A 17,871-nucleotide genomic window follows, 5' to 3' on the forward strand; every position below is an offset into this window, starting at 1 on the left:
GGTATCGGAGGCGTCATGTCCGAGCGGACCCCCAGGAACACCCACCCGAACAACGCGCCCGGCGTGCCGATGATCTTCCCGCCGTGGTTCGAGAAACTGCAGATCAAGTACATCAACCCGTTGTTGCGGCCGCTGTCGAAGAGGATGCCGGGACTCGGTGTGATCAAGCACCGGGGCCGCACCTCGGGTACGGACTACGAGACGATCGTCACGCCGTACCGCAAGGGCTCGGTGCTCGCGATCGGGCTGGCGCACGGCAAGACGAACTGGGTCAAAAACGTGCTGGCGGCCGGCGAGGCCGACATCCAGATCGGCCGCAGCTCACTGCACCTGGTCCGGCCGCGGGTGTTGCCGGCCGGCACCGAGGATCCGACGCTGCCGCGGGTGGCGCAGATGCTGGCAAAACGGTCGGGGGTTTTCGTCGCCGATATCGCTTGACCGGACCTGCCACACTCGATCCCATGACGTGGCAGATGTGGCTGGCGTTCGTCGGCGCGGCGGTCGCGATCGCGGTGTCGCCGGGTGCCGGGGCCGTTCAGTCGATGGCCACCGGCATGGCGCACGGCGTCAAGCGGGGCTACTGGAGCATCGCCGGTCTCGAGGTGGGCCTGATGCTGCAGCTGACCCTGGTCGCGATCGGCCTCGGTGCGGCGGTTGCCAACTCGGTCCTCGCCTTCACCGTCATCAAGTGGATCGGGGTGGCATACCTGATCTATCTGGCGGTGCGGCAGTGGCGCAGTGCGGCCGTCGACCTGAGCGCGCAGGTGGACCGTGCGGTCCCGGGGGGACGCAGGTCGCTGCTGGTGCGGGGTTTCCTGGTGAACGCGACCAACCCGAAGGGTCTGCTGTTCTTCCTCGCTGTGATGCCGCAGTTCGTGGTGCCGACGGCGCCGCTGCTGCCGCAGTACGTCGCGATCGGCGTGACGATGGTCGCCGTCGACGTGGTGGTGATGGGCCTCTACAGCGGACTGGCCGTGCGCCTGCTCGCCTGGTTGCGCACCCCGCGTCAGCAGACCCTGCTCAACCGGGTGTTCTCCGGGCTGTTCGCCGGCGCCGCCGTGGTGCTGTCGCTGCTGCGGCGCGGGTCGGCGCCGGCCTGACCGCTATCGGCAGCGGCCGCTGATCGCGGTGCTCGCCGCCTCGGCGTCCTGCAGCCGCGCCGCCTGCGCCGGATCGTCGTTCGGCACACCTGCGGTGGCCGCGGCGCCGATGTCCATCAGCTGGTCGGCGAACCGGCGCACCTCCCCAGCCAGGTCGCCGGGGGTGGCCGGGTCCAGCCGGGCCAGCAGGTACTGCCCGCCGTCGAGCAGCGCCACCCGGGCGTTGGCCGCGGCTGCCAGCGCCCCGGCGATGTCGCCCGGCGCCTCGACGTTGGTGTTGGTCGCAACGCCGGTGCGCACAGTCTGGAACGCCGCGCAGATCCCCGCCGTGGCCTCGGCGCGCTGCTGGTCGGTGTAGTCGGGTCCGGAGTCCACGGTGCGCAGCAGGGCCCACACCGCGACCCCCAGAGCCAGCACCGCAGTGGTGAGTGCGAACATCGCGACGGCCGGCGACACTTTCATGGTCTACAGATCCAACCCGAGATCGAGCACCCGCACCGAGTGGGTCAGCGCCCCGACCGCCAGATAGTCCACGCCAGTGCCGGCGTAGTCGGCGGCGTTCTCCAAGGCCAGACCGCCCGAGGACTCCAGCTTGGTGCCCGGTGAGCGCGCGTCACGGCGCTGCACCGCGATCTGTGTCTGCCACACCGGGAAGTTGTCGAGCAGCACCAGCTCCACATCCTCGGCGAGCACCTCGTCGAGCTGCTCCAGCGAGTCGACCTCCACCTCACACGGCAGATCCGGTGCCGCCGAACGTACTTGACGCAGCGCGGCGACCACCGAACCGGCGGCGGCGACGTGGTTGTCCTTGATCAACGCGGCGTCGCCCAGGCCCAGCCGGTGATTGGTGCCGCCGCCGACCCGCACCGCGTACTTCTGCAGCGCCCGCAGGCCGGGCAGCGTCTTGCGGGTGTCCCGGATCTGCGCTCCGGTGCCGGAGACCGCCTCGACCCAGGCCGCCGTGGCGGTCGCGATGCCGGACAGATGGCACACCAGGTTCAGCATCGTGCGCTCCGCTGTGAGCAGACCCTGCGTGGGACCCTCCACGGCGAGCGCGACCTCGCCGGAGTCCAGCCGGGTGCCGTCGGCGACCCGGTGTTTTACCTGGTATTCGCCGGCGCCGAGCACTTCGTCGAGCACCAGCAGCGCCAGGTCTAGGCCGGCAACCACACCAGGTTCGCGGGGCACCATCGACGCGGTGGTGCGCGCCTCGGCGGGCACGGTGGCCAGTGTCGTCACGTCGGGTCCGTAGCGCAGATCCTCGTCGAGCGCGCGCACGATCACGGCGCGAGCCTCGGTGAGCTCGGTGTCGGTGAGCGTCATCGGCATCCCACCACCGCAGCGGCCCGGGCCGCCCCGCCCACCGAGGTGACCGCCACCGGATCCGGGTCGGGGAAGTCCGAACGGTGGTGGCAGCCACGGGTTTCGGTGCGCGCCAGGGCCGAGGCCGCCACCGCGCCGGCTACCGCGGTCAACGCCGCGTCCTCGAAGTCCGCCAGCGACCGGAGCGCGCGCGGCGTCGCCGTATCGAGCCGGCGGATCAGTTCCCTCAGCCCGTCACCGTGGCGCACCACCGACGCGTGCCGGGTCATCACCCGCTGCAGCTCGGCGCGCGGCAGGACGGGCCGGATCACCGGGGCGGGATCCATCACCCGGCTGGGGCCGACAGATTCGGCGTGGGTGGCCGCCGCCTGACCGGCGCGCCCGCCGACGACCAACCCCTCGAGCAAGCTGTTGGAGGCGAGCCGGTTGGCGCCGTGCATGCCGGTGCGAGCGACCTCCCCGGCGGCGAAGAGCCCCGCGAGTTGCGTGCGCCCGTACACGTCGGTGACCACGCCGCCGCAGCTGTAATGGGCGCCGGGCACCACCGGGATCGGCTGCCGGACGGGATCGACTCCCGCCTGCAGGCACGCCCGGTAGACGGTCGGGAACCGCGCCGGGACATCGGCCACGTCCCGCGCGTCGAGATAAACGCACGCATCCCCAGTGTCGGACAACCGCGTCTCGATTGCCGCCGCCACCACGTCACGGGGGGCCAGATCCCCCATCGGGTGCACCCCGGCTGTCACTGAAAGACCCTGGGCGTCAATCAGTTTCGCACCTTCGCCGCGCAGGGCCTCGGTGATCAGCGGACGCCGACCACCGCCCGGGCCGGTGTAGAGCATGGTCGGATGGAACTGGATGAACTCGAGGTCGGCGACCGGCACGCCGGCCCACAGGGCGAGCGCGACGCCGTCACCGGTCGAGCCGTCGGGGTTCGTGGTGGCGGAGTACAGATGCCCCAGACCGCCCGTCGCGAGAATCACCGACGGCGCGTACACGACGCCGAACCCGTCGGGGCTTAGCACCGACACCCCCGCCACCGCGTTGCCGTCGACCACCAGGTCCAACGCGACGTGGTTGCGGCGGATGTCCAGTGTCGCTGCCGCGTAGTCGAGCGCACGCTGCACCTCAGCACCCGTGGCGTCCCCTCCCGAGTGGATGATGCGCCGCCGGGTGTGGCCGCCCTCCCGGGTCAGTGCCCACCGCCCAGGGGCCGTCTCGTCGAAACGGGCGCCGGCAGCCACCAGGTCGGAGACCGCGCGAGAGCCGTCGGCGACGATCGAGCGGACCGTTTCGGGATCACACAGCCCGGCGCCGGCGGCCAGCGTGTCGGCCACGTGGGCGTCGACCGAGTCGCCGTCTGCCCGCAGGGCATCGGGCAGGACGACCGCGATCCCGCCCTGGGCGTAGAAGGTGGCTGTCTCACCGGCTTTGCTCAGGAGCAGAACCTTGCGGCCGCGCCGGTGCGCCGCCAGTGCGGCGGCGAGCCCGGCAACCCCGGTGCCGACGATGACGACGTCGGCCCGCTGGCGCCACACGCCCGCCCCGCCGCACGCCGGCGCGGTCATTCCCCGCCGCCGGGCTGCCCGATCTCGATCATCCGTTGCACGCTGGCACGCGCCAGCGCGGCGGTGTCGAGATCGACATGGACCTCGTCGGCCCCCTCGACCAGGCAGCGCAGCATTGCGGCCGGGGTGATCATCTTCATGTACCGGCACGACGCACGGTCGTTGACGGCCTTGAAGTCGATGTCGGGTGCGGCGCGCCGCAACTGGTGCAGCATGCCCACCTCGGTGGCCACCAGCACCTGGCGGGCCCCGGTCTTGCGGGCGGCGTCGAGCATGCCACCGGTGGACAGGATCTTGACCCGATCCTCGGGGAAGGCGCCCTCGCCGGCGAGGTAGAGAGCCGAAGTGGCGCAACCACATTCAGGATGAACGAACAGCTCGGCATCGGGATGGCTGCGCGCCTGGTCAGCAAGCTCGTCACCGTTGATTCCGGCGTGCACATGGCATTCCCCGGCCCACACGTGCAGGTTCTTGCGGCCTGTCATCCGGCGGACGTGCGCGCCGAGGAACTGGTCGGGGCAGAACAGCACCTCGCGATCCTCGGGAATCGAGGCCACGACCTCGACGGCGTTCGAGGACGTGCAGCAGATGTCGGTCTCGGCCTTCACCGCGGCGGTGGTGTTGACGTAGGACACCACCACCGCACCGGGGTGCTCGGCCTTCCACGCCCGCAATTCCTCGGCGGTGATGGAGTCGGCCAGCGAGCACCCGGCCCGCTGATCCGGGATCAGTACCGTCTTCTCCGGCGAGAGGATCTTGGCCGTCTCGGCCATGAAATGGACGCCGGCGAACACGATGGTGTCCTCGGGGGCCTCCGCGGCGATCCGCGACAGCGCGAGCGAATCGCCCACGTGGTCGGCGACGTCCTGGATGGCGGGCAGCTGGTAGTTGTGCGCCAGCAGTGTCGCGCCCCGCAGGTCGAGGAGACGGCGCACTTCGGCGGCCCACGCCTCGTCCCCGTCGACGCCCGAGAAACCGCCCGGGCCGTCCACGATGCGGTCCGTCAGTTCCGCGTCGAGCCTTCCAGCGAGCACCGTCATCGCTGACTCCTTCACGTCATCGAGGTTTTCGACTTACAATCGAAAACATGGCTCATACTAGCACCGAGCATGAGGTACTCGCCGCGGTGTTCCAGGTGCGGCAGGGCGCCTCACCGGCCACCAGCGGCAAACCCGCACTTCACGTGCTGCTGTGGGAACGTGCCCTGGATCCGGAGAAGGGCCGCTGGGCATTGCCAGGTGGCCGCCTGGGCCCGGACGAGGACCTGACGAGTTCGGTCCGGCGCCAGCTCGCCGAGAAGGTGGATCTGCGTGAGCTGGCCCACCTGGAGCAACTGGCCGTCTTCTCCGAACCGCAGCGCGTCCCCGGGCCGCGCACCATCGCCTCGACGTTCCTCGGCCTGGTGCCCTCCCCCGCCACACCGGAGCTACCGCCGGACACCCGCTGGCACCCGGTCAGCGATCTGCCCGCAACGGCGTTCGACCACGGTCCGATGGTGGCGCACGCGCATAACCGGCTGGTCGCCAAGCTGTCCTATACGAACATCGGATTCGCTTTGGCGCCAGCGGAATTCGCCCTGTCGACGCTTCGTGACATCTACAGCGCGGCCCTCGGGCACCCAGTCGACGCGACCAACTTGCAACGAGTGCTGGAGCGCCGCCGGGTGATCACCCGCACCGGCACCACGGCCCGCTCCGGGCGCAGTGGCGGTCGCCCGGCCGCGCTCTACCGGTTCACGGACTCGCGGTACCGCGTCACCGATGAGTTCGCCGCGTTGCGTCCGCCCGGGTGAGTCGACTGGCTTCTTAAGGGCTTCTTAAGTAAGAATGCCTAGATGGACGTGGGCAATGTGGCACGGTCGACCGACGCCGAGTGGATCGGCCAACCGGTTCATGAACCGCTCCAGCCCAGGTCCCGGCCGATGCTCCCGGCCAAGGATCCCTTCTACGAACCCCCGCAGGGCTTTGAACACGCCCGTCCCGGCACAGTGCTGCGTGCCCGCGACGTCGAGCTGGCGTTCCTCGGGGTGATACCTCAGAAATTCCACGCCACCCAGCTGCTCTACCGCACCACAGACCTCAACGGAGAGCCGCAGGCCACTGTGACCACCCTGGTGGTCCCGGCCGAGCGGACCTCGGACCGGCCCATGCCTATCGTGTCCTACCAGTGCGCCATCGACGCCGTGGCGGGACGATGTTTCCCGTCCTACGCGCTGCGGCGCGGCGCCAAGGCCCTCGGCTCCGTCGCGCAGTTCGAGTTCCTGCTCGTCGCCGCCGCACTCGCCGAGGGGTGGGCGGTGTCGGTTCCCGACCACGAGGGCACCGCCGGCATGTGGGGCGCCCCGTTCGAGCCCGGCTACCACGTGCTCGACGGGGTCCGCGCGGCCGTCAACCACGCGCCGTTGGGGCTGTCCCAGGACGCCCCTGTGGGCCTGTGGGGCTACTCCGGTGGCGGACTGGCGTCGGCGTGGGCCGCCGAGGTCCAGGACAGCTACGCCCCCGACCTCAACGTGGTCGGCGCCGTCCTGGGCTCACCGGTCGGAGACCTCGGACACGCGTTCCGCCGCCTCAACGGCAGCATCTACTCGGGGCTGCCGGCCATGGTGGTGGCCGCGCTCACCCACATCTATCCCGACCTGAACCGCATTATCCAGCAGCACGCCACCGAGGACGGCAAGGCGATGCTCGCCCGCATCGAGAAGATGACCACCGCCCACGCCATGCTCAGCCTCGCCGGCAAGGACATGGCCCACATGATCGACCGTCCGCTCGAGGAGATCCTCCTCTCGCCCGAAGTCCAGCACGTGTTCGACAGCATCAAACTCGGCACCGCGGCGCCGAAGGTCCCGGTGCTGATCGTTCAGGCCGTCCACGACCGGATCATCTCGGTCGACGACATCGACGAGCTGACCCAGACCTACACCAGGGGCGGCGCGAGCGTCACCTACCATCGCGACGCACTCAGCGAACACCTGCTGCTGCACCCGATGTCGGCGCCGATGACCCTGCGCTGGCTGCGCGACCGGTTCGCGGGGCGGCCGTTGCGCACGCACATCTCGCGCACCAAGTGGCCGACGCTGCTGAACCCGTCGACCTACCGCGGCATGCTGACCCTCGGCAAGATCACGGCGCAGGTGATGTTGGGACGACGGGTGGAACGTCAACCCCTGTCCCGGTTCGACCAGTAGTCCCGACGGGATATTCGATCGGAGGCCATGCGCCGAGATCGTCGCGCGGGGTCGCCACCGCGGCCAGCAGGTACACGATCGCGGCGACCGCCGCGGGATAGAGCAGCGTCACCGCGATCTGCAGCGGTGAGTGGCCGAAGAACACCGCCGGAGCTTCGGTGATGTAGTGCACCCGCTGCTGCTCGGAGACGGGCGCGGCGGCGAGGTCGATGTCGCCGTAGCGCAGATGTGCGAGCAGCGCGCCGACGCCGGTGGTGGTCGCCGCCCCGGCGACTGCACCGACCGCCAGGGCCGCGACCATGGCCGGTCCGCGATGTGCCCGCCACTGCCACACCAGCACCGCTGCCACGACGGCGAGCACCGAGAGCATGCCGACCACGAGGGCGGCCGAGGTGAACCAGTGGTCGGACTCGGCGCCGAGCGCGGCCTTGATCCGGTCGCCGCTGCGGGTCAACGCGATCACCCCGTGGATGGGCGGTGCCAGCCAGGCCCACAGCGCGCCGACGACGATTCCGGATGCGGCGAGCCCGGCCACGGCGGTCAGCATCGCGCGGGTGCGGGAGACCGCCGGCGCGGCGGCCTGACCGGTCATCGGTACCGGTCCAGGTCGGTGGAGTCCACCAGCCCGTGCCGCGAGCATTTGGCCCACCAGCCGTCGGGGCGAACCTGAACGATCATCCGGCGGCCGCACGCGGCGCAGAACCGCGGCGGCTCCAGGCCCAGCTGGGCCGCTGTGGGGACCGCGCTGCCCGCCTGGGCGCCGGTGTAGACGTTGAACACGCCCGCGCCTACCGGCGTGGGGAGCTCTGTGCTGTCGGTGACCATCACCTGATCGGTTCTACCGTGCCGTCGGACTACAGCGTCGCGTTGAGCGCCTTGATCGGCATCTGCAGGTCGTCGAGCAGCTGGAGATCGGCCTCGGCGGGCCGGCCCAGCGTGGTCAGGTAATTGCCGACGATGACGGCGTTGATGCCGCCCAGGATGCCCTGCTTGGCGCCGAGGTCGCCCAGGGTGATCTCGCGACCGCCGGCGAACCGCAGCATGGTGCGCGGCAGCGCCAGCCGGAACGCAGCGACGGCCTTGAGCGCCTCGGTGGCAGGCAGCACCTCGAGGTCACCGAACGGAGTGCCCGGCCGCGGGTTGAGGAAGTTCAACGGGACCTCATGGGGGTCGAGCTCGGCCAGGTTGGCAGCGAACTCGGCGCGCTGTTCGAGAGTCTCCCCCATGCCGAGGATGCCGCCGCAGCACACCTCCATGCCGGCTTCACGCACCATTTGCAGTGTGTCCCAACGCTCTTCCCAGGAGTGGGTGGTCACCACGTTGGTGAAGAACGACCGGGCGGTCTCGAGGTTGTGGTTGTAGCGGTGCACGCCCATCGCTGAGAGCCGCTCGACCTGGTCCTGGGTGAGCATGCCCAGCGAGCAAGCGATTTGGATGTCGACCTCGTTGCGGATCGCCTCGATGCCGGCGGCGACCTGAGCGAGCAGCCGCTCATCGGGGCCGCGGACGGCGGCGACGATGCAGAACTCGGTGGCCCCGGTCTTGGCGGTCTGCTTGGCGGCTTCCACCAGGCTCGGGATGTCCAGCCAGGCGCTGCGCACCGGCGAGGCGAAAAGGCCCGACTGCGAACAGAAGTGGCAGTCCTCGGGGCAGCCGCCGGTCTTGAGGCTGATGATGCCCTCGACCTCGACGTCGGGGCCGCACCACGCCATCCGCACCTCGTGGGCCAGGGCCAGCAGGTCGTCGAGTCGGTCATCCGGCAGCTGGAGCACCTGAAGCGTCTGGTCCTGATCGAGGCCTTCGCCGCGCTCCAGGACCTGCTCACGTGCCACTGCCAGAATGTCGGTCACCGAAAGTCCTCCGTCTGAATGGTGAACACGTCGGCGGGGCCGACAGTTGAACACGTCGGCCGGGCCGACAGTTGAACACCGTTCAGGTTAGGGTATCGCCGTGCAGCTCCACAAACGGGACGTGGTCGACGCGGCGACGTCACTGCTGGACGACTACGGGATCGCCGACCTGTCGATGCGGCGGCTGGCCCGTGAGCTCAACGTCTCCCCCGGCGCGCTCTACTGGCACTTCGCCGACAAGCAGCAGCTTCTCGGCGCGGTGGCCGACCGGATCTTGCAGCCTGTCGGCGAGGTCGGCGGTGACTGGCGCACCCGGGTCAGCACCGCCTGCGCAGCGCTGCGCGACGCCCTGCTCTCACACACCGACGGGGCGGAGCTGGTGTCGGCCAGCTTCGCGGCCGGCCGGTCCGATGCCATGACGCACCTGCTGGGCCGTCTGGCCGAGGCGACGGCCGAGGCGGGCGTGGGCGCCGACCACGCCGAGCTGGCCGCCCGCACGGTCCTCTACTACGTGCTCGGCTTCACCGTCGACGAGCAGTCGCGCCTGCAGTGGGATGCCGCCGGGGCCGATGTGGTCGAGACCGTGTGGACCGAGGATCCCAGCGCCCGATTCAGGTTCGGCCTGCACCTGCTCCTCGACGGCATCGAGATGAATACCGCCGCGGGAACGGGTCTGACGCGGTATGACGCGGACCCGCCTTCCTGACTCACCGACACGTGTCGCTCTGCGTCATCGCAACCCGATCTCGACGCCGCTGCTGCCGCCCGGGCCGCGCTCAGATGCGATGCTCCACGCGGTCGTCACCGTTCCAGTGCCGCAGCCCGACCGCGGTCGCCTCGATGTCCCGGAAGAGACGGCGCAGCGCGAAGATAGTGGGTAGCCTCTCGACGGGTACCCGGCGCGCCAGCGTGACGTGGGGTGTCCACCGGCCCGGATCGGAATGCGGCAGTACACCTTCGGAGATGTGCGGCAGGCATACCCGGTAAACCTCGGCGTGCAGGCCGAGTAGTTCCCGGCTCGGCACCAGCAGGCGCACCAGCGTGACGGAGCGTCCGCCGCCGAAGACCATCGGCGCACCGATCACACAGCTCAGCGGGAACTGCTGGAGCAGCGGGCGCAGCGCATCGTCGGCGCCGGCGTCGATCTTGGTGGCGACGGTCAGTGTCACATGTGGCCGGTTCGTCGGCGAGCGGTGCCCGGACAAGCTGCGAACCCCGTTGCGGCCCAGTTCATCCCAGACTTCGCGCACCGCGACCTCGGTCCCGGCGTCGAACAGCAGCTCGACGGAGTGCACCATCAGGCCACCAGGCTCTGGACCCAGCTCCGGTCGAATGCGTCCGCGCTCAGACGCTCGAAATCCGCGGGTCCGAGCGACCCGGCACCGGCGGGCAAGGCCGCGCGGACAGGGCCCAGACGGGCCAGCGCGTCGCGGTTGTCAATCTCGGCGACACCGGGTTGGGCCGGCCACGCGCCGATCACCAGGCCGGCGCTCGGAATCTGCCGGTGCGCCAAGGCTTCCAGTGTCAGGACGGTGTGGTTCAGCGTGCCCAGACCCGGCGCCACGACGGTCAGCACCGGTGCGCCGAGGTCGGCGGCGACGTCGCGCAGCGTCGTGCCGTCGGCACCGATCTCCACCAGCAGTCCGCCCGCGCCCTCGACCAGGGTGAGCCGGCCCGGACCGTCCGCGGCGGCGACGAGGTCCAGGATCTGAGAGCGGGTGGGCAGTTCGGCGCCGACCCGCTGCGCGGCGGCCAGCGGCGCGAGAGGTTCGGGGAACTTCGCCAGTGGATACAGTTCACCGATCCCGGCGAGTCGAGCCACCTCGGCGAGGTCGTCGTCGCCGTCCTGGGTGCCGGTCTGCACCGGTTTACACACCGCGACCTCGACACCGGCCAGGCGCGCATGACACGCCAGCGCAGCGGTGGCGACCGTCTTGCCGATGCCGGTCCCGGTTCCGGTGACGACCAGGACGCTCATCGGGCGCCCAGCACATGGGTGAGGACGTCGCGAGCCAGGGTCATCTCGTCGTCGGTCAGCGATGCGCGCGCGGTCAACCGCAGCCGGGAGGTACCCGCGGGCACCGTCGGGGGGCGGAAGCAACCGACACGTACCCCGTGTTCGAGACAGGCCGCGGCCGCGCCGAAGGCGACCTCTGGCTCGCCGAGGATCACCGACACCACGGCCGAGGTGGGCACCTCCGGCACGCCACAGAGTGTGGCGAGCGTCGCGGCGTGGTCGAGGACGCGTTGGGCCCGCCAGGGTTCCTCGATCAGCACCTGCAGCGCGGCGTGGGCGGCGCCGACCGCGGCGGGTGCCAGACCGGTGTCGAAGATGAAGGGACGGGCCGCGTCGACGAGATGTGCGCGCACCGCGGCGGGCCCCAGCACCACCCCGCCCTGACTGCCCAGCGCCTTCGACAGCGTGGTGGTCATGACGATGTCGGGCGCACCTGCCAATCCGACCTCGTCGATCAGTCCGCGACCGCCCGCCCCGCGCACACCGAGCCCGTGCGCCTCGTCCACGATAAGCAGCGCGCCGTGCCGGCGGCAGGCGGCGTGCAGTGCGCGCAGCGGCGCGAGGTCGCCGTCGGCGGAGAACACCGAGTCGGTGACCACGACGGCGCGCTCCTCGGAGCGGTCGGCCAGCGCCTGCTCGACGGCGGCGGCGTCGTTGTGCGGTGTGACCACGACGCGGGCCCGTGACAGCCGGCAGGCGTCCACCAGTGAGGCGTGCGTCAACGCGTCGGACACGAGCAGCGAGCCGGGACCCGACAGGGCGACGACGGCACCCAGGTTGGCGGTGTACCCGGCGGAGAACACCAGCGCGGACTCGGCGCCGACGAACCTCGCGAGCGCGTTCTCGAACTCCTCGTGTAGCTCGGTGTTGCCGGTCACCAGGCGGGAGCCGGTCGAACCGGCGCCCCAGGTGCGCAACGCCGCGACACCGCCGTCGATGACGCGGGGGTGCTGGGAGAGACCGAGGTAGTCGTTGGAGGCCAGGTCCAGTTCGGCGCCCACCGGCGCGCGGGTGCGAAGGGAGCGCCGCAGTCCGGCGGCACGCCGCTGCGCCTCGACCTCGTCGAGCCAGGCCAACGGCGAAAGGTCTACGCGCGTCACGGTGCTCCTCGGCGGGCCGGCAGTTGAACACGCCGGCGGGCCGGCAGTTGAACACCGTTCAGGTTAGTGCACGCGCGACCTCGACCATCGCCGAGGTGATCTGCGCGATCTCCGCGGGGGTGCAGATGTAGGGCGGCATCACGTAGATCAGGTTGCGGAACGGCCGGAGCCAGACTCCGTGCTCGATCGCCACCGGGGTGGCTACCGCCAGGTCCACCGGCCGGTCGAGCTCGATCACGCCGATCGCGCCGAGTACGCGGACGTCGGCGACGTGGGCAAGCGCCGCCGCCGGCGCGAGGCCTTCGCGCAGTCCTTCCTCTATACCGCGCACCTGCGCCTGCCAGTCCGTGGACAGCAACAACTCCACCGACGCCACGCTCACCGCGCAGGCCAGCGCGTTCGCCATGAACGTCGGGCCGTGCATCAGCGCCCCCGGCGGGTTGGTGCTGATGGTCTCGGCGACGTCGCGGGTGCACAGGGTGGCGGCCAGCGTCAGGTATCCGCCGGTCAGAGCCTTGCCTACGCACATGATGTCCGGGCACACCCCCGCGTGATCGGCGGCGAACATCGCGCCGGTCCTGCCGAAGCCGGTGGCGATCTCGTCGAAGATCAGCAGCACGCCGTGCTCATCGCACAGGCGGCGCAGCTCCGCCAGGTAGCGGGGGTCGTGGAACCGCATCCCGCCGGCGCCCTGCACGACGGGTTCGACGATGACCGCCGCGAGTTCGTGCGCGTGGGCGGCGAGCTGCGCGGCGAACGCGTCGACGTAGTCGGGGTCGTAGCCGGCGGGCACCGGCGGAGCGAACTCCTGGTCGGCGAGCAGCGAGTTCTGCCCCGTCCACAGCTCGTGCATGCCGCCCTGCGGGTCACACACACTCATCGGAGTGAAGGTGTCACCGTGATAGCCGCCGCGCCAGGTCATCAACCGGCTCTTGCCGACGTGACCGGTACTGCGCCAGTACTGCAGCGCCATCTTGACCGCCACCTCGACCGACACCGACCCGGAGTCGCTGAAGAAGACGGTCTCCAGGGCCGCCGGGGTGATGTCGACCAGCAGTTGGGCCAGCCGCGCAGCGGGTTCGTGGGTCAATCCCCCGAACATCACGTGGTTCATCGTCGCGAGTTGCCGGGTGATCGCCGCATCCAGCACGGGGTGGCCGTGCCCGTGCACCGCCGTCCACCACGAGGCCATCGCGTCGAGAACCCGGACCTCACGGCCCTGATGGACCAGCGTCAACCACGCTCCGCGGGCGCCTACCGCGACCACCGGTGCGAGCGCGTCGGCGCCGATGGGGCTGTACGGATGCCAGATGTGAGCGGCGTCAATGGCGCTGATCTCGATAGGCGTCAACGCAGGCACCTTCGGTAGATTAGCCGTCGACCATGATGACCCTCGCCCCCGCCCGGCCGGCGCCCCCCACCGCCCCGGGCCCGAATCAGGCTGCGCGCACGGCGCGCGGCTCCGGCATGGGCACCCGCAACTCAGGCTTCTACCGGCACGACCTGGACGGTCTGCGCGGGGTCGCCATCGCCCTGGTGGCGGTGTTCCACGTGTGGTTCGGGCGGGTCTCCGGCGGCGTCGACGTGTTCCTCGTCTTGTCCGGCTTCTTCTTCGGTGGCCGGCTGCTACGCGGAGCGCTGACGCCGGGGGTGTCGCTGCGTCCGGTGCCCGAGGTCACCCGGCTGGTCCGGCGGTTGCTGCCCGCCCTGGTCGTGGTGCTGGCGGTGTCGGCGGTGCTGACCATCCTGATCCAGCCCTCCACCCGGTGGGAGACCTTCGCCGACCAGAGCCTGGCCAGCCTCGGCTACTACCAGAACTGGGAGCTGGCCCGCACGGCCTCGGACTACCTGCGCGCCGGCGAGACGGTCAGCCCGCTGCAGCACATCTGGTCGATGTCTGTGCAGGGCCAGTTCTACATCGCGTTCCTTGCGCTGATCATGGTGTCGGCGTGGGTGTTTCGGCGGCTGTTCGGCCGGCATGCACGGGCCGCGTTCGTCGTGCTGCTCATCGCGCTGATCGTCGCGTCGTTCGTCTACGCGATCCACGCGCACACCGCCGACCAGGCCACGGCCTACTACGACAGCGTCGCGCGCGCCTGGGAACTGCTGCTCGGGGCGCTGATCGGTGCGGTGGTGCCCTACGTGCGCTGCCCGATGTGGCTGCGCACGCTGTTGGCGGTCGTCGCCCTCGGCGCGATCCTGTCCTGCGGCGCGCTGATCGACGGGGTACGCGAATTCCCCGGGCCGTGGGCGCTGGTGCCGGTCGGGGCGACCGTGCTGTTCATCCTCACCGCCGCCAACCGGTACGCCGATCCGCACACCAAGGGCCGTATCCCGGCGCCGAACCGACTGCTGGCCTCGAAACCGTTCGTGGCACTGGGCGCGATGGCCTACTCGCTGTACCTGTGGCACTGGCCGCTGCTGATCTTCTACCTGGCCCAGACGGGCGGTACGCGGGTCACCTTCCTTGAGGGTGCAGGCATCCTGGCGGTCTCGGGTGTGCTCGCGTGGCTGACCACCCGCTTCGTCGAGGAGCCCCTGCGCGCCCGCGGTACGGCGGCGGCCACCGCGCCGATCACCAAGGTCCCGTTCACGGCGCGGCTGCGCCGCCCGACGATCGTGCTGGGCTCTACCGTCGCACTGCTCGGCGTGGCGCTGACGGCGACGTCGTTCACCTGGCGTGAGCACGTCACGGTGTTACGCGCCCACGGCGAGGAACTGGCCGCGCTGCCGCTGCGGGACTACCCGGGAGCACTGGCGCTGGTCAACAACGCCCGCGTGCCGACCCTGCCGATGCGTCCGACGGCACTGGAGGCCAAAAACGACATCCCGCAATCCACCCTGGACGGGTGCATCAGCGACTTCGACAACGTCGGCGTCATCAACTGCACCTACGGTGACCCGTCGGCCTCCCGGACCATCGCGTTGGCCGGCGGCTCGCACGCCGAGCACTGGATCACCGCGCTGGACCTGCTGGGGCGTACCCACCACTTCAAGGTCGTCACCTACTTGAAGATGGGCTGCCCGCTGACGACAGAGGAAATGCCCCTGGTGATGGGCAACAACGATCCCTATCCCAAGTGCCGCCAGTGGAACGACCGGGTGCTGCCGAAGATCATCGCCAACAAGCCGGATTTCGTGTTCACCACGTCCACCCGGCCGTGGAACATCAAACCGGGCGACGTGATGCCATCGAGCTATCTCGGTATCTGGAAAGCGTTCTCGCAACACAAGATTCCGGTTCTGGCCATGCGTGACACCCCGTGGATGGTGCGGGACGGTGAACCGTTCTTCCCGTCGGACTGCCTCGCCGACGGCGGCGACGCCGTGTCGTGCGGCATCGAGCGCTCCGAAGTACTGTCGGATCGCAACCCGACGCTGGACTATGTCAAACGCTTTCCGCTGCTCAAGCCGCTCGACATGAGCGATGCGGTGTGTCGCGCCGACTACTGCCGGGCTGTGGAGGGCAACGTCTTGCTGTATCACGACGCGCACCACATCTCGTCGACGTACATGCGCACGATGACCGCCGAACTCGGCCGCCAGATCGCCGCCGCCACCGGATGGTGGTCCGACTGATGGCCTCGGCCGAGGGTTCGTCTGTCTACGCGGTCTGGCCCGGAAGCCCGTACCCGCTCGGCGCCACCTACGACGGTGCCGGAACCAACTTCTCGCTGTTCTCGGAAGTCGCCGAACGGGTCGAACTGTGCCTGATCGGCAAGGACGGCAGCGAAGAGCGGGTGAACCTCGACGAGGTCGACGGGTACGTCTGGCACTGCTACCTGCCCACCATCACCCCGGGCCAGCGGTACGGGTTCCGGGTATACGGCCCGTGGGATCCCGGCGCCGGACACCGGTGCGATCCGAGCAAGCTGCTGCTTGACCCGTACGGCAAGTCCTTCCACGGCGACTTCCGGTTCTCGCAGGCGCTGTACTCGTTCGATCTGGAGGCCGACGACCCAGCCAGCGGCGGAGTCCCCCCGCGCATCGACTCACTCGGTCACACCATGACCAGCGTGGTGATCAACCCGTTCTTCCAGTGGGGTTCGGACCGGCCGCCGCGCACCCCCTACCACGAGACAGTGATCTACGAAGCGCACGTCAAGGGGATGACGCAAACACATCCCGGGGTTCCCGACGAACTGCGCGGCACCTACGCCGGCCTCGCCCACCCGGCGATCATCGACCACCTGAAGTCACTGAACGTCACCGCGATCGAACTGATGCCGGTGCACCAGTTCATGCATGACCACCGACTGCTCGATCTCGGACTGCGAAACTACTGGGGTTACAACACCTTCGGGTTCTTCGCCCCGCACAACCAGTACGCCGCCACCCGCAGCGCCGGCGGTGCGGTGGCCGAGTTCAAGACCATGGTGCGCGCGTTCCACGAAGCCGGGATCGAGGTGATCCTCGACGTGGTCTACAACCACACCGCCGAAGGCAATCATCTCGGGCCGACGGTCAACTTCCGCGGAATCGACAATGCCGCGTACTACCGTCTGCTCGACGGCGACCTGCGCTACTACAAGGACTTCACCGGCACCGGTAACAGCCTCAACGCCCGGCACCCGCACACCCTGCAGTTGATCATGGATTCCCTGCGGTACTGGGTGCTGGACATGCACGTCGACGGGTTCCGCTTCGACCTGGCCTCCACGCTCGCCCGCGAATTCTACGACGTCGACCGCCTCTCGGCGTTCTTCGACATCATCCAGCAGGACCCGGTGATCAGTCAGGTCAAGTTGATCGCCGAGCCGTGGGACGTCGGCGAAGGCGGCTATCAGGTCGGTAATTTCCCAGGTTTGTGGACCGAATGGAACGGGAAGTATCGCGACACTGTGCGTGATTACTGGCGGGGAGAGCCCGCAACCCTAGGAGAGTTCGCGTCCCGGCTGACCGGGTCGTCAGACCTGTACGAGGCCACCGGCCGACGGCCAAGTGCCAGCATCAATTTCGTCACCTGCCACGACGGGTTCACCCTCAACGACCTCGTGTCCTACAACGAGAAGCACAACGAGGCCAACGGTGAGGACAACCGCGACGGGGAGAGCCACAACCGCTCGTGGAACTGCGGAGTCGAAGGCCCGACCGACGACCCGGAGATCCTCGCGCTGCGCGGTAAGCAGATGCGCAACATCCTGGCCACGCTGATGTTGTCGCAGGGCACCCCGATGCTCGCGCACGGCGACGAGATGGGCCGCACCCAGCAGGGCAACAACAATGTGTACTGCCAGGACTCCGAGCTGTCCTGGATGGACTGGTCGCTGTGTGAGAAGAACGCCGACCTGCTGGAATTCACCCGCAAGGTGATCAAGTTCCGCACCGACCACCCGGTGTTCCGCCGCCGCCGGTTCTTCGAGGGCAAACCGCTGCGCACCGGGGAACAGATCCGCGACATTGCGTGGCTGAACCCGTCGGGCTCCGAGATGACCCAGCAAGACTGGGGCTCGGGCTTCCAGTGCGTGTCGGTGTTCCTCAACGGCGACGCGATCCCGGCGCCCGACGAGCGTGGCGAGCGGGTCGCCGACGATTCATTCCTGCTGTGCTTCAACGCCCACGACCAGGCGCTGGAGTTCGTGGTACCCGGCGGCGACTACGCCAACGAGTGGGCCGGCGCGATCGACACCGCCGACCCGCAGGGCGTGAGCACGCTGGAAGTGGTTGCCGGGCAGACGGTCTCGGTGGAACCGCGCTCGCTTCTCGTCCTGCGTAAGACGGCCTGA

Annotated in this window: 18 protein-coding genes; 7 read left to right on the plus strand and 11 right to left on the minus strand. The window is 69.5% G+C overall.

Annotation, left to right across the window (positions count from 1 at the left end):
* The first annotated feature begins 15 nt into the window (after positions 1 to 15).
* Positions 16 to 438: a nitroreductase family deazaflavin-dependent oxidoreductase gene (locus ACXMYJ_RS04010; protein WP_460354159.1), complete on the plus strand. Its 423-nt coding sequence runs from the start codon at positions 16 to 18 to the stop codon at positions 436 to 438.
* Between the two features lie 23 nt (positions 439 to 461).
* Positions 462 to 1,100, plus strand: coding sequence for a LysE family transporter (locus ACXMYJ_RS04015; protein ID WP_460354162.1), 639 nt, complete (start codon positions 462 to 464; stop codon positions 1,098 to 1,100).
* Between the two features lie 3 nt (positions 1,101 to 1,103).
* Here the strand turns inward: ACXMYJ_RS04015 and ACXMYJ_RS04020 are convergent, their stop codons facing one another.
* The 4 genes from ACXMYJ_RS04020 to nadA are packed head-to-tail and all read right to left on the minus strand — an operon-like array spanning position 1,104 to position 5,031.
* Positions 1,104 to 1,562, minus strand: coding sequence for a hypothetical protein (locus tag ACXMYJ_RS04020; RefSeq protein WP_460354164.1), 459 nt, complete (start codon positions 1,560 to 1,562; stop codon positions 1,104 to 1,106).
* Positions 1,563 to 1,565: 3 nt separating this feature from the next.
* Positions 1,566 to 2,423: a carboxylating nicotinate-nucleotide diphosphorylase gene (gene nadC / locus ACXMYJ_RS04025; protein WP_460354167.1), complete on the minus strand. Its 858-nt coding sequence runs from the start codon at positions 2,421 to 2,423 to the stop codon at positions 1,566 to 1,568.
* Positions 2,420 to 3,991 (minus strand): L-aspartate oxidase, encoded by a 1,572-nt coding sequence (locus ACXMYJ_RS04030; protein WP_460354170.1) that lies wholly within the window; start codon positions 3,989 to 3,991, stop codon positions 2,420 to 2,422. Before ACXMYJ_RS04030 ends, nadC begins: the two co-directional genes overlap by 4 nt.
* Entirely contained in the window at positions 3,988 to 5,031 is a 1,044-nt protein-coding gene (gene nadA / locus ACXMYJ_RS04035; protein WP_460354172.1) for a quinolinate synthase NadA, read from the minus strand. The genes ACXMYJ_RS04030 and nadA overlap by 4 nt, the downstream gene beginning before the upstream one ends.
* A gap of 47 nt (positions 5,032 to 5,078) precedes the next feature.
* On the opposite strand from nadA, the gene ACXMYJ_RS04040 reads away from it, so the two are divergent.
* Both ACXMYJ_RS04040 and ACXMYJ_RS04045 read left to right on the plus strand, forming a co-directional pair.
* The gene (locus ACXMYJ_RS04040) at positions 5,079 to 5,783 is read left to right on the plus strand and encodes an NUDIX hydrolase (protein ID WP_460354174.1); all 705 of its coding nucleotides are present in this window, start codon (positions 5,079 to 5,081) and stop codon (positions 5,781 to 5,783) included.
* Between the two features lie 42 nt (positions 5,784 to 5,825).
* Positions 5,826 to 7,178, plus strand: coding sequence for a lipase family protein (locus ACXMYJ_RS04045; protein WP_460354176.1), 1,353 nt, complete (start codon positions 5,826 to 5,828; stop codon positions 7,176 to 7,178).
* Here the strand turns inward: ACXMYJ_RS04045 and ACXMYJ_RS04050 are convergent.
* Genes ACXMYJ_RS04050 through bioB form a run of 3 tightly spaced genes read right to left on the minus strand, consistent with a single transcriptional unit; the run spans position 7,114 to position 9,028 of the window.
* Complete coding sequence (locus tag ACXMYJ_RS04050; protein ID WP_460354178.1) at positions 7,114 to 7,770, minus strand: DUF2567 domain-containing protein; 657 nt, start codon at positions 7,768 to 7,770, stop codon at positions 7,114 to 7,116. The genes ACXMYJ_RS04045 and ACXMYJ_RS04050 overlap by 65 nt on opposite strands.
* Positions 7,767 to 8,003, minus strand: a complete 237-nt coding sequence (bsaP, locus tag ACXMYJ_RS04055) for a biotin synthase auxiliary protein BsaP (RefSeq protein WP_443186653.1) — start codon at positions 8,001 to 8,003, stop codon at positions 7,767 to 7,769. Before bsaP ends, ACXMYJ_RS04050 begins: the two co-directional genes overlap by 4 nt.
* 29 nt (positions 8,004 to 8,032) lie before the next feature.
* Positions 8,033 to 9,028, minus strand: coding sequence for a biotin synthase BioB (gene bioB, locus ACXMYJ_RS04060; RefSeq protein ID WP_260752257.1), 996 nt, complete (start codon positions 9,026 to 9,028; stop codon positions 8,033 to 8,035).
* A 100-nt stretch (positions 9,029 to 9,128) separates the two neighbouring features.
* Between bioB and ACXMYJ_RS04065 the strand changes: the two genes are divergently transcribed.
* Positions 9,129 to 9,734: a TetR/AcrR family transcriptional regulator C-terminal domain-containing protein gene (locus ACXMYJ_RS04065; protein ID WP_260752256.1), complete on the plus strand. Its 606-nt coding sequence runs from the start codon at positions 9,129 to 9,131 to the stop codon at positions 9,732 to 9,734.
* Between the two features lie 70 nt (positions 9,735 to 9,804).
* Here the strand turns inward: ACXMYJ_RS04065 and ACXMYJ_RS04070 are convergent, their stop codons facing one another.
* From ACXMYJ_RS04070 to ACXMYJ_RS04085, 4 genes are read right to left on the minus strand one after another with little or no spacing between them, the layout of a single operon-like run.
* Positions 9,805 to 10,326 (minus strand): 2'-5' RNA ligase family protein, encoded by a 522-nt coding sequence (locus ACXMYJ_RS04070; RefSeq protein WP_460354182.1) that lies wholly within the window; start codon positions 10,324 to 10,326, stop codon positions 9,805 to 9,807.
* Positions 10,326 to 11,006, minus strand: coding sequence for a dethiobiotin synthase (gene bioD, locus ACXMYJ_RS04075; RefSeq protein WP_260752254.1), 681 nt, complete (start codon positions 11,004 to 11,006; stop codon positions 10,326 to 10,328). The genes ACXMYJ_RS04070 and bioD overlap by 1 nt, the downstream gene beginning before the upstream one ends.
* The gene (locus ACXMYJ_RS04080; protein WP_460354184.1) at positions 11,003 to 12,145 is read right to left on the minus strand and encodes an 8-amino-7-oxononanoate synthase; all 1,143 of its coding nucleotides are present in this window, start codon (positions 12,143 to 12,145) and stop codon (positions 11,003 to 11,005) included. Before ACXMYJ_RS04080 ends, bioD begins: the two co-directional genes overlap by 4 nt.
* A gap of 58 nt (positions 12,146 to 12,203) precedes the next feature.
* Positions 12,204 to 13,505, minus strand: coding sequence for an adenosylmethionine--8-amino-7-oxononanoate transaminase (locus tag ACXMYJ_RS04085; RefSeq protein WP_460354187.1), 1,302 nt, complete (start codon positions 13,503 to 13,505; stop codon positions 12,204 to 12,206).
* A 23-nt stretch (positions 13,506 to 13,528) separates the two neighbouring features.
* Here ACXMYJ_RS04085 and ACXMYJ_RS04090 point away from each other — a divergent pair, with 23 nt between their 5' ends.
* Both ACXMYJ_RS04090 and glgX read left to right on the plus strand, forming a co-directional pair.
* Positions 13,529 to 15,724, plus strand: a complete 2,196-nt coding sequence (locus ACXMYJ_RS04090) for an acyltransferase family protein (RefSeq protein ID WP_460354190.1) — start codon at positions 13,529 to 13,531, stop codon at positions 15,722 to 15,724.
* Positions 15,709 to 17,871, plus strand: a complete 2,163-nt coding sequence (gene glgX / locus ACXMYJ_RS04095; RefSeq protein ID WP_260752250.1) for a glycogen debranching protein GlgX — start codon at positions 15,709 to 15,711, stop codon at positions 17,869 to 17,871. The genes ACXMYJ_RS04090 and glgX overlap by 16 nt, the downstream gene beginning before the upstream one ends.

Source organism: Mycobacterium sp. ZZG (genome assembly GCF_054786995.1).

What these genes read in the sequence shown, in the direction of transcription:
- ACXMYJ_RS04070 (WP_460354182.1), bottom strand. Translation starts at nt 10,326, where the DNA reads ATGGTGCACTCCGTCGAGCTGCTGTTCGACGCCGGGACCGAGGTCGCG.
- ACXMYJ_RS04090 (WP_460354190.1), top strand. Translation starts at nt 13,529, where the DNA reads ATGATGACCCTCGCCCCCGCCCGGCCGGCGCCCCCCACCGCCCCGGGC.
- ACXMYJ_RS04050 (WP_460354178.1), bottom strand. Translation starts at nt 7,770, where the DNA reads ATGACCGGTCAGGCCGCCGCGCCGGCGGTCTCCCGCACCCGCGCGATG.
- bioD (WP_260752254.1), bottom strand. Translation starts at nt 11,006, where the DNA reads ATGAGCGTCCTGGTCGTCACCGGAACCGGGACCGGCATCGGCAAGACG.
- ACXMYJ_RS04015 (WP_460354162.1), top strand. Translation starts at nt 462, where the DNA reads ATGACGTGGCAGATGTGGCTGGCGTTCGTCGGCGCGGCGGTCGCGATC.
- ACXMYJ_RS04045 (WP_460354176.1), top strand. Translation starts at nt 5,826, where the DNA reads ATGGACGTGGGCAATGTGGCACGGTCGACCGACGCCGAGTGGATCGGC.
- ACXMYJ_RS04020 (WP_460354164.1), bottom strand. Translation starts at nt 1,562, where the DNA reads ATGAAAGTGTCGCCGGCCGTCGCGATGTTCGCACTCACCACTGCGGTG.
- nadC (WP_460354167.1), bottom strand. Translation starts at nt 2,423, where the DNA reads ATGACGCTCACCGACACCGAGCTCACCGAGGCTCGCGCCGTGATCGTG.
- ACXMYJ_RS04010 (WP_460354159.1), top strand. Translation starts at nt 16, where the DNA reads ATGTCCGAGCGGACCCCCAGGAACACCCACCCGAACAACGCGCCCGGC.
- bsaP (WP_443186653.1), bottom strand. Translation starts at nt 8,003, where the DNA reads ATGGTCACCGACAGCACAGAGCTCCCCACGCCGGTAGGCGCGGGCGTG.
- nadA (WP_460354172.1), bottom strand. Translation starts at nt 5,031, where the DNA reads ATGACGGTGCTCGCTGGAAGGCTCGACGCGGAACTGACGGACCGCATC.
- ACXMYJ_RS04040 (WP_460354174.1), top strand. Translation starts at nt 5,079, where the DNA reads ATGGCTCATACTAGCACCGAGCATGAGGTACTCGCCGCGGTGTTCCAG.
- ACXMYJ_RS04030 (WP_460354170.1), bottom strand. Translation starts at nt 3,991, where the DNA reads ATGACCGCGCCGGCGTGCGGCGGGGCGGGCGTGTGGCGCCAGCGGGCC.
- glgX (WP_260752250.1), top strand. Translation starts at nt 15,709, where the DNA reads ATGGTGGTCCGACTGATGGCCTCGGCCGAGGGTTCGTCTGTCTACGCG.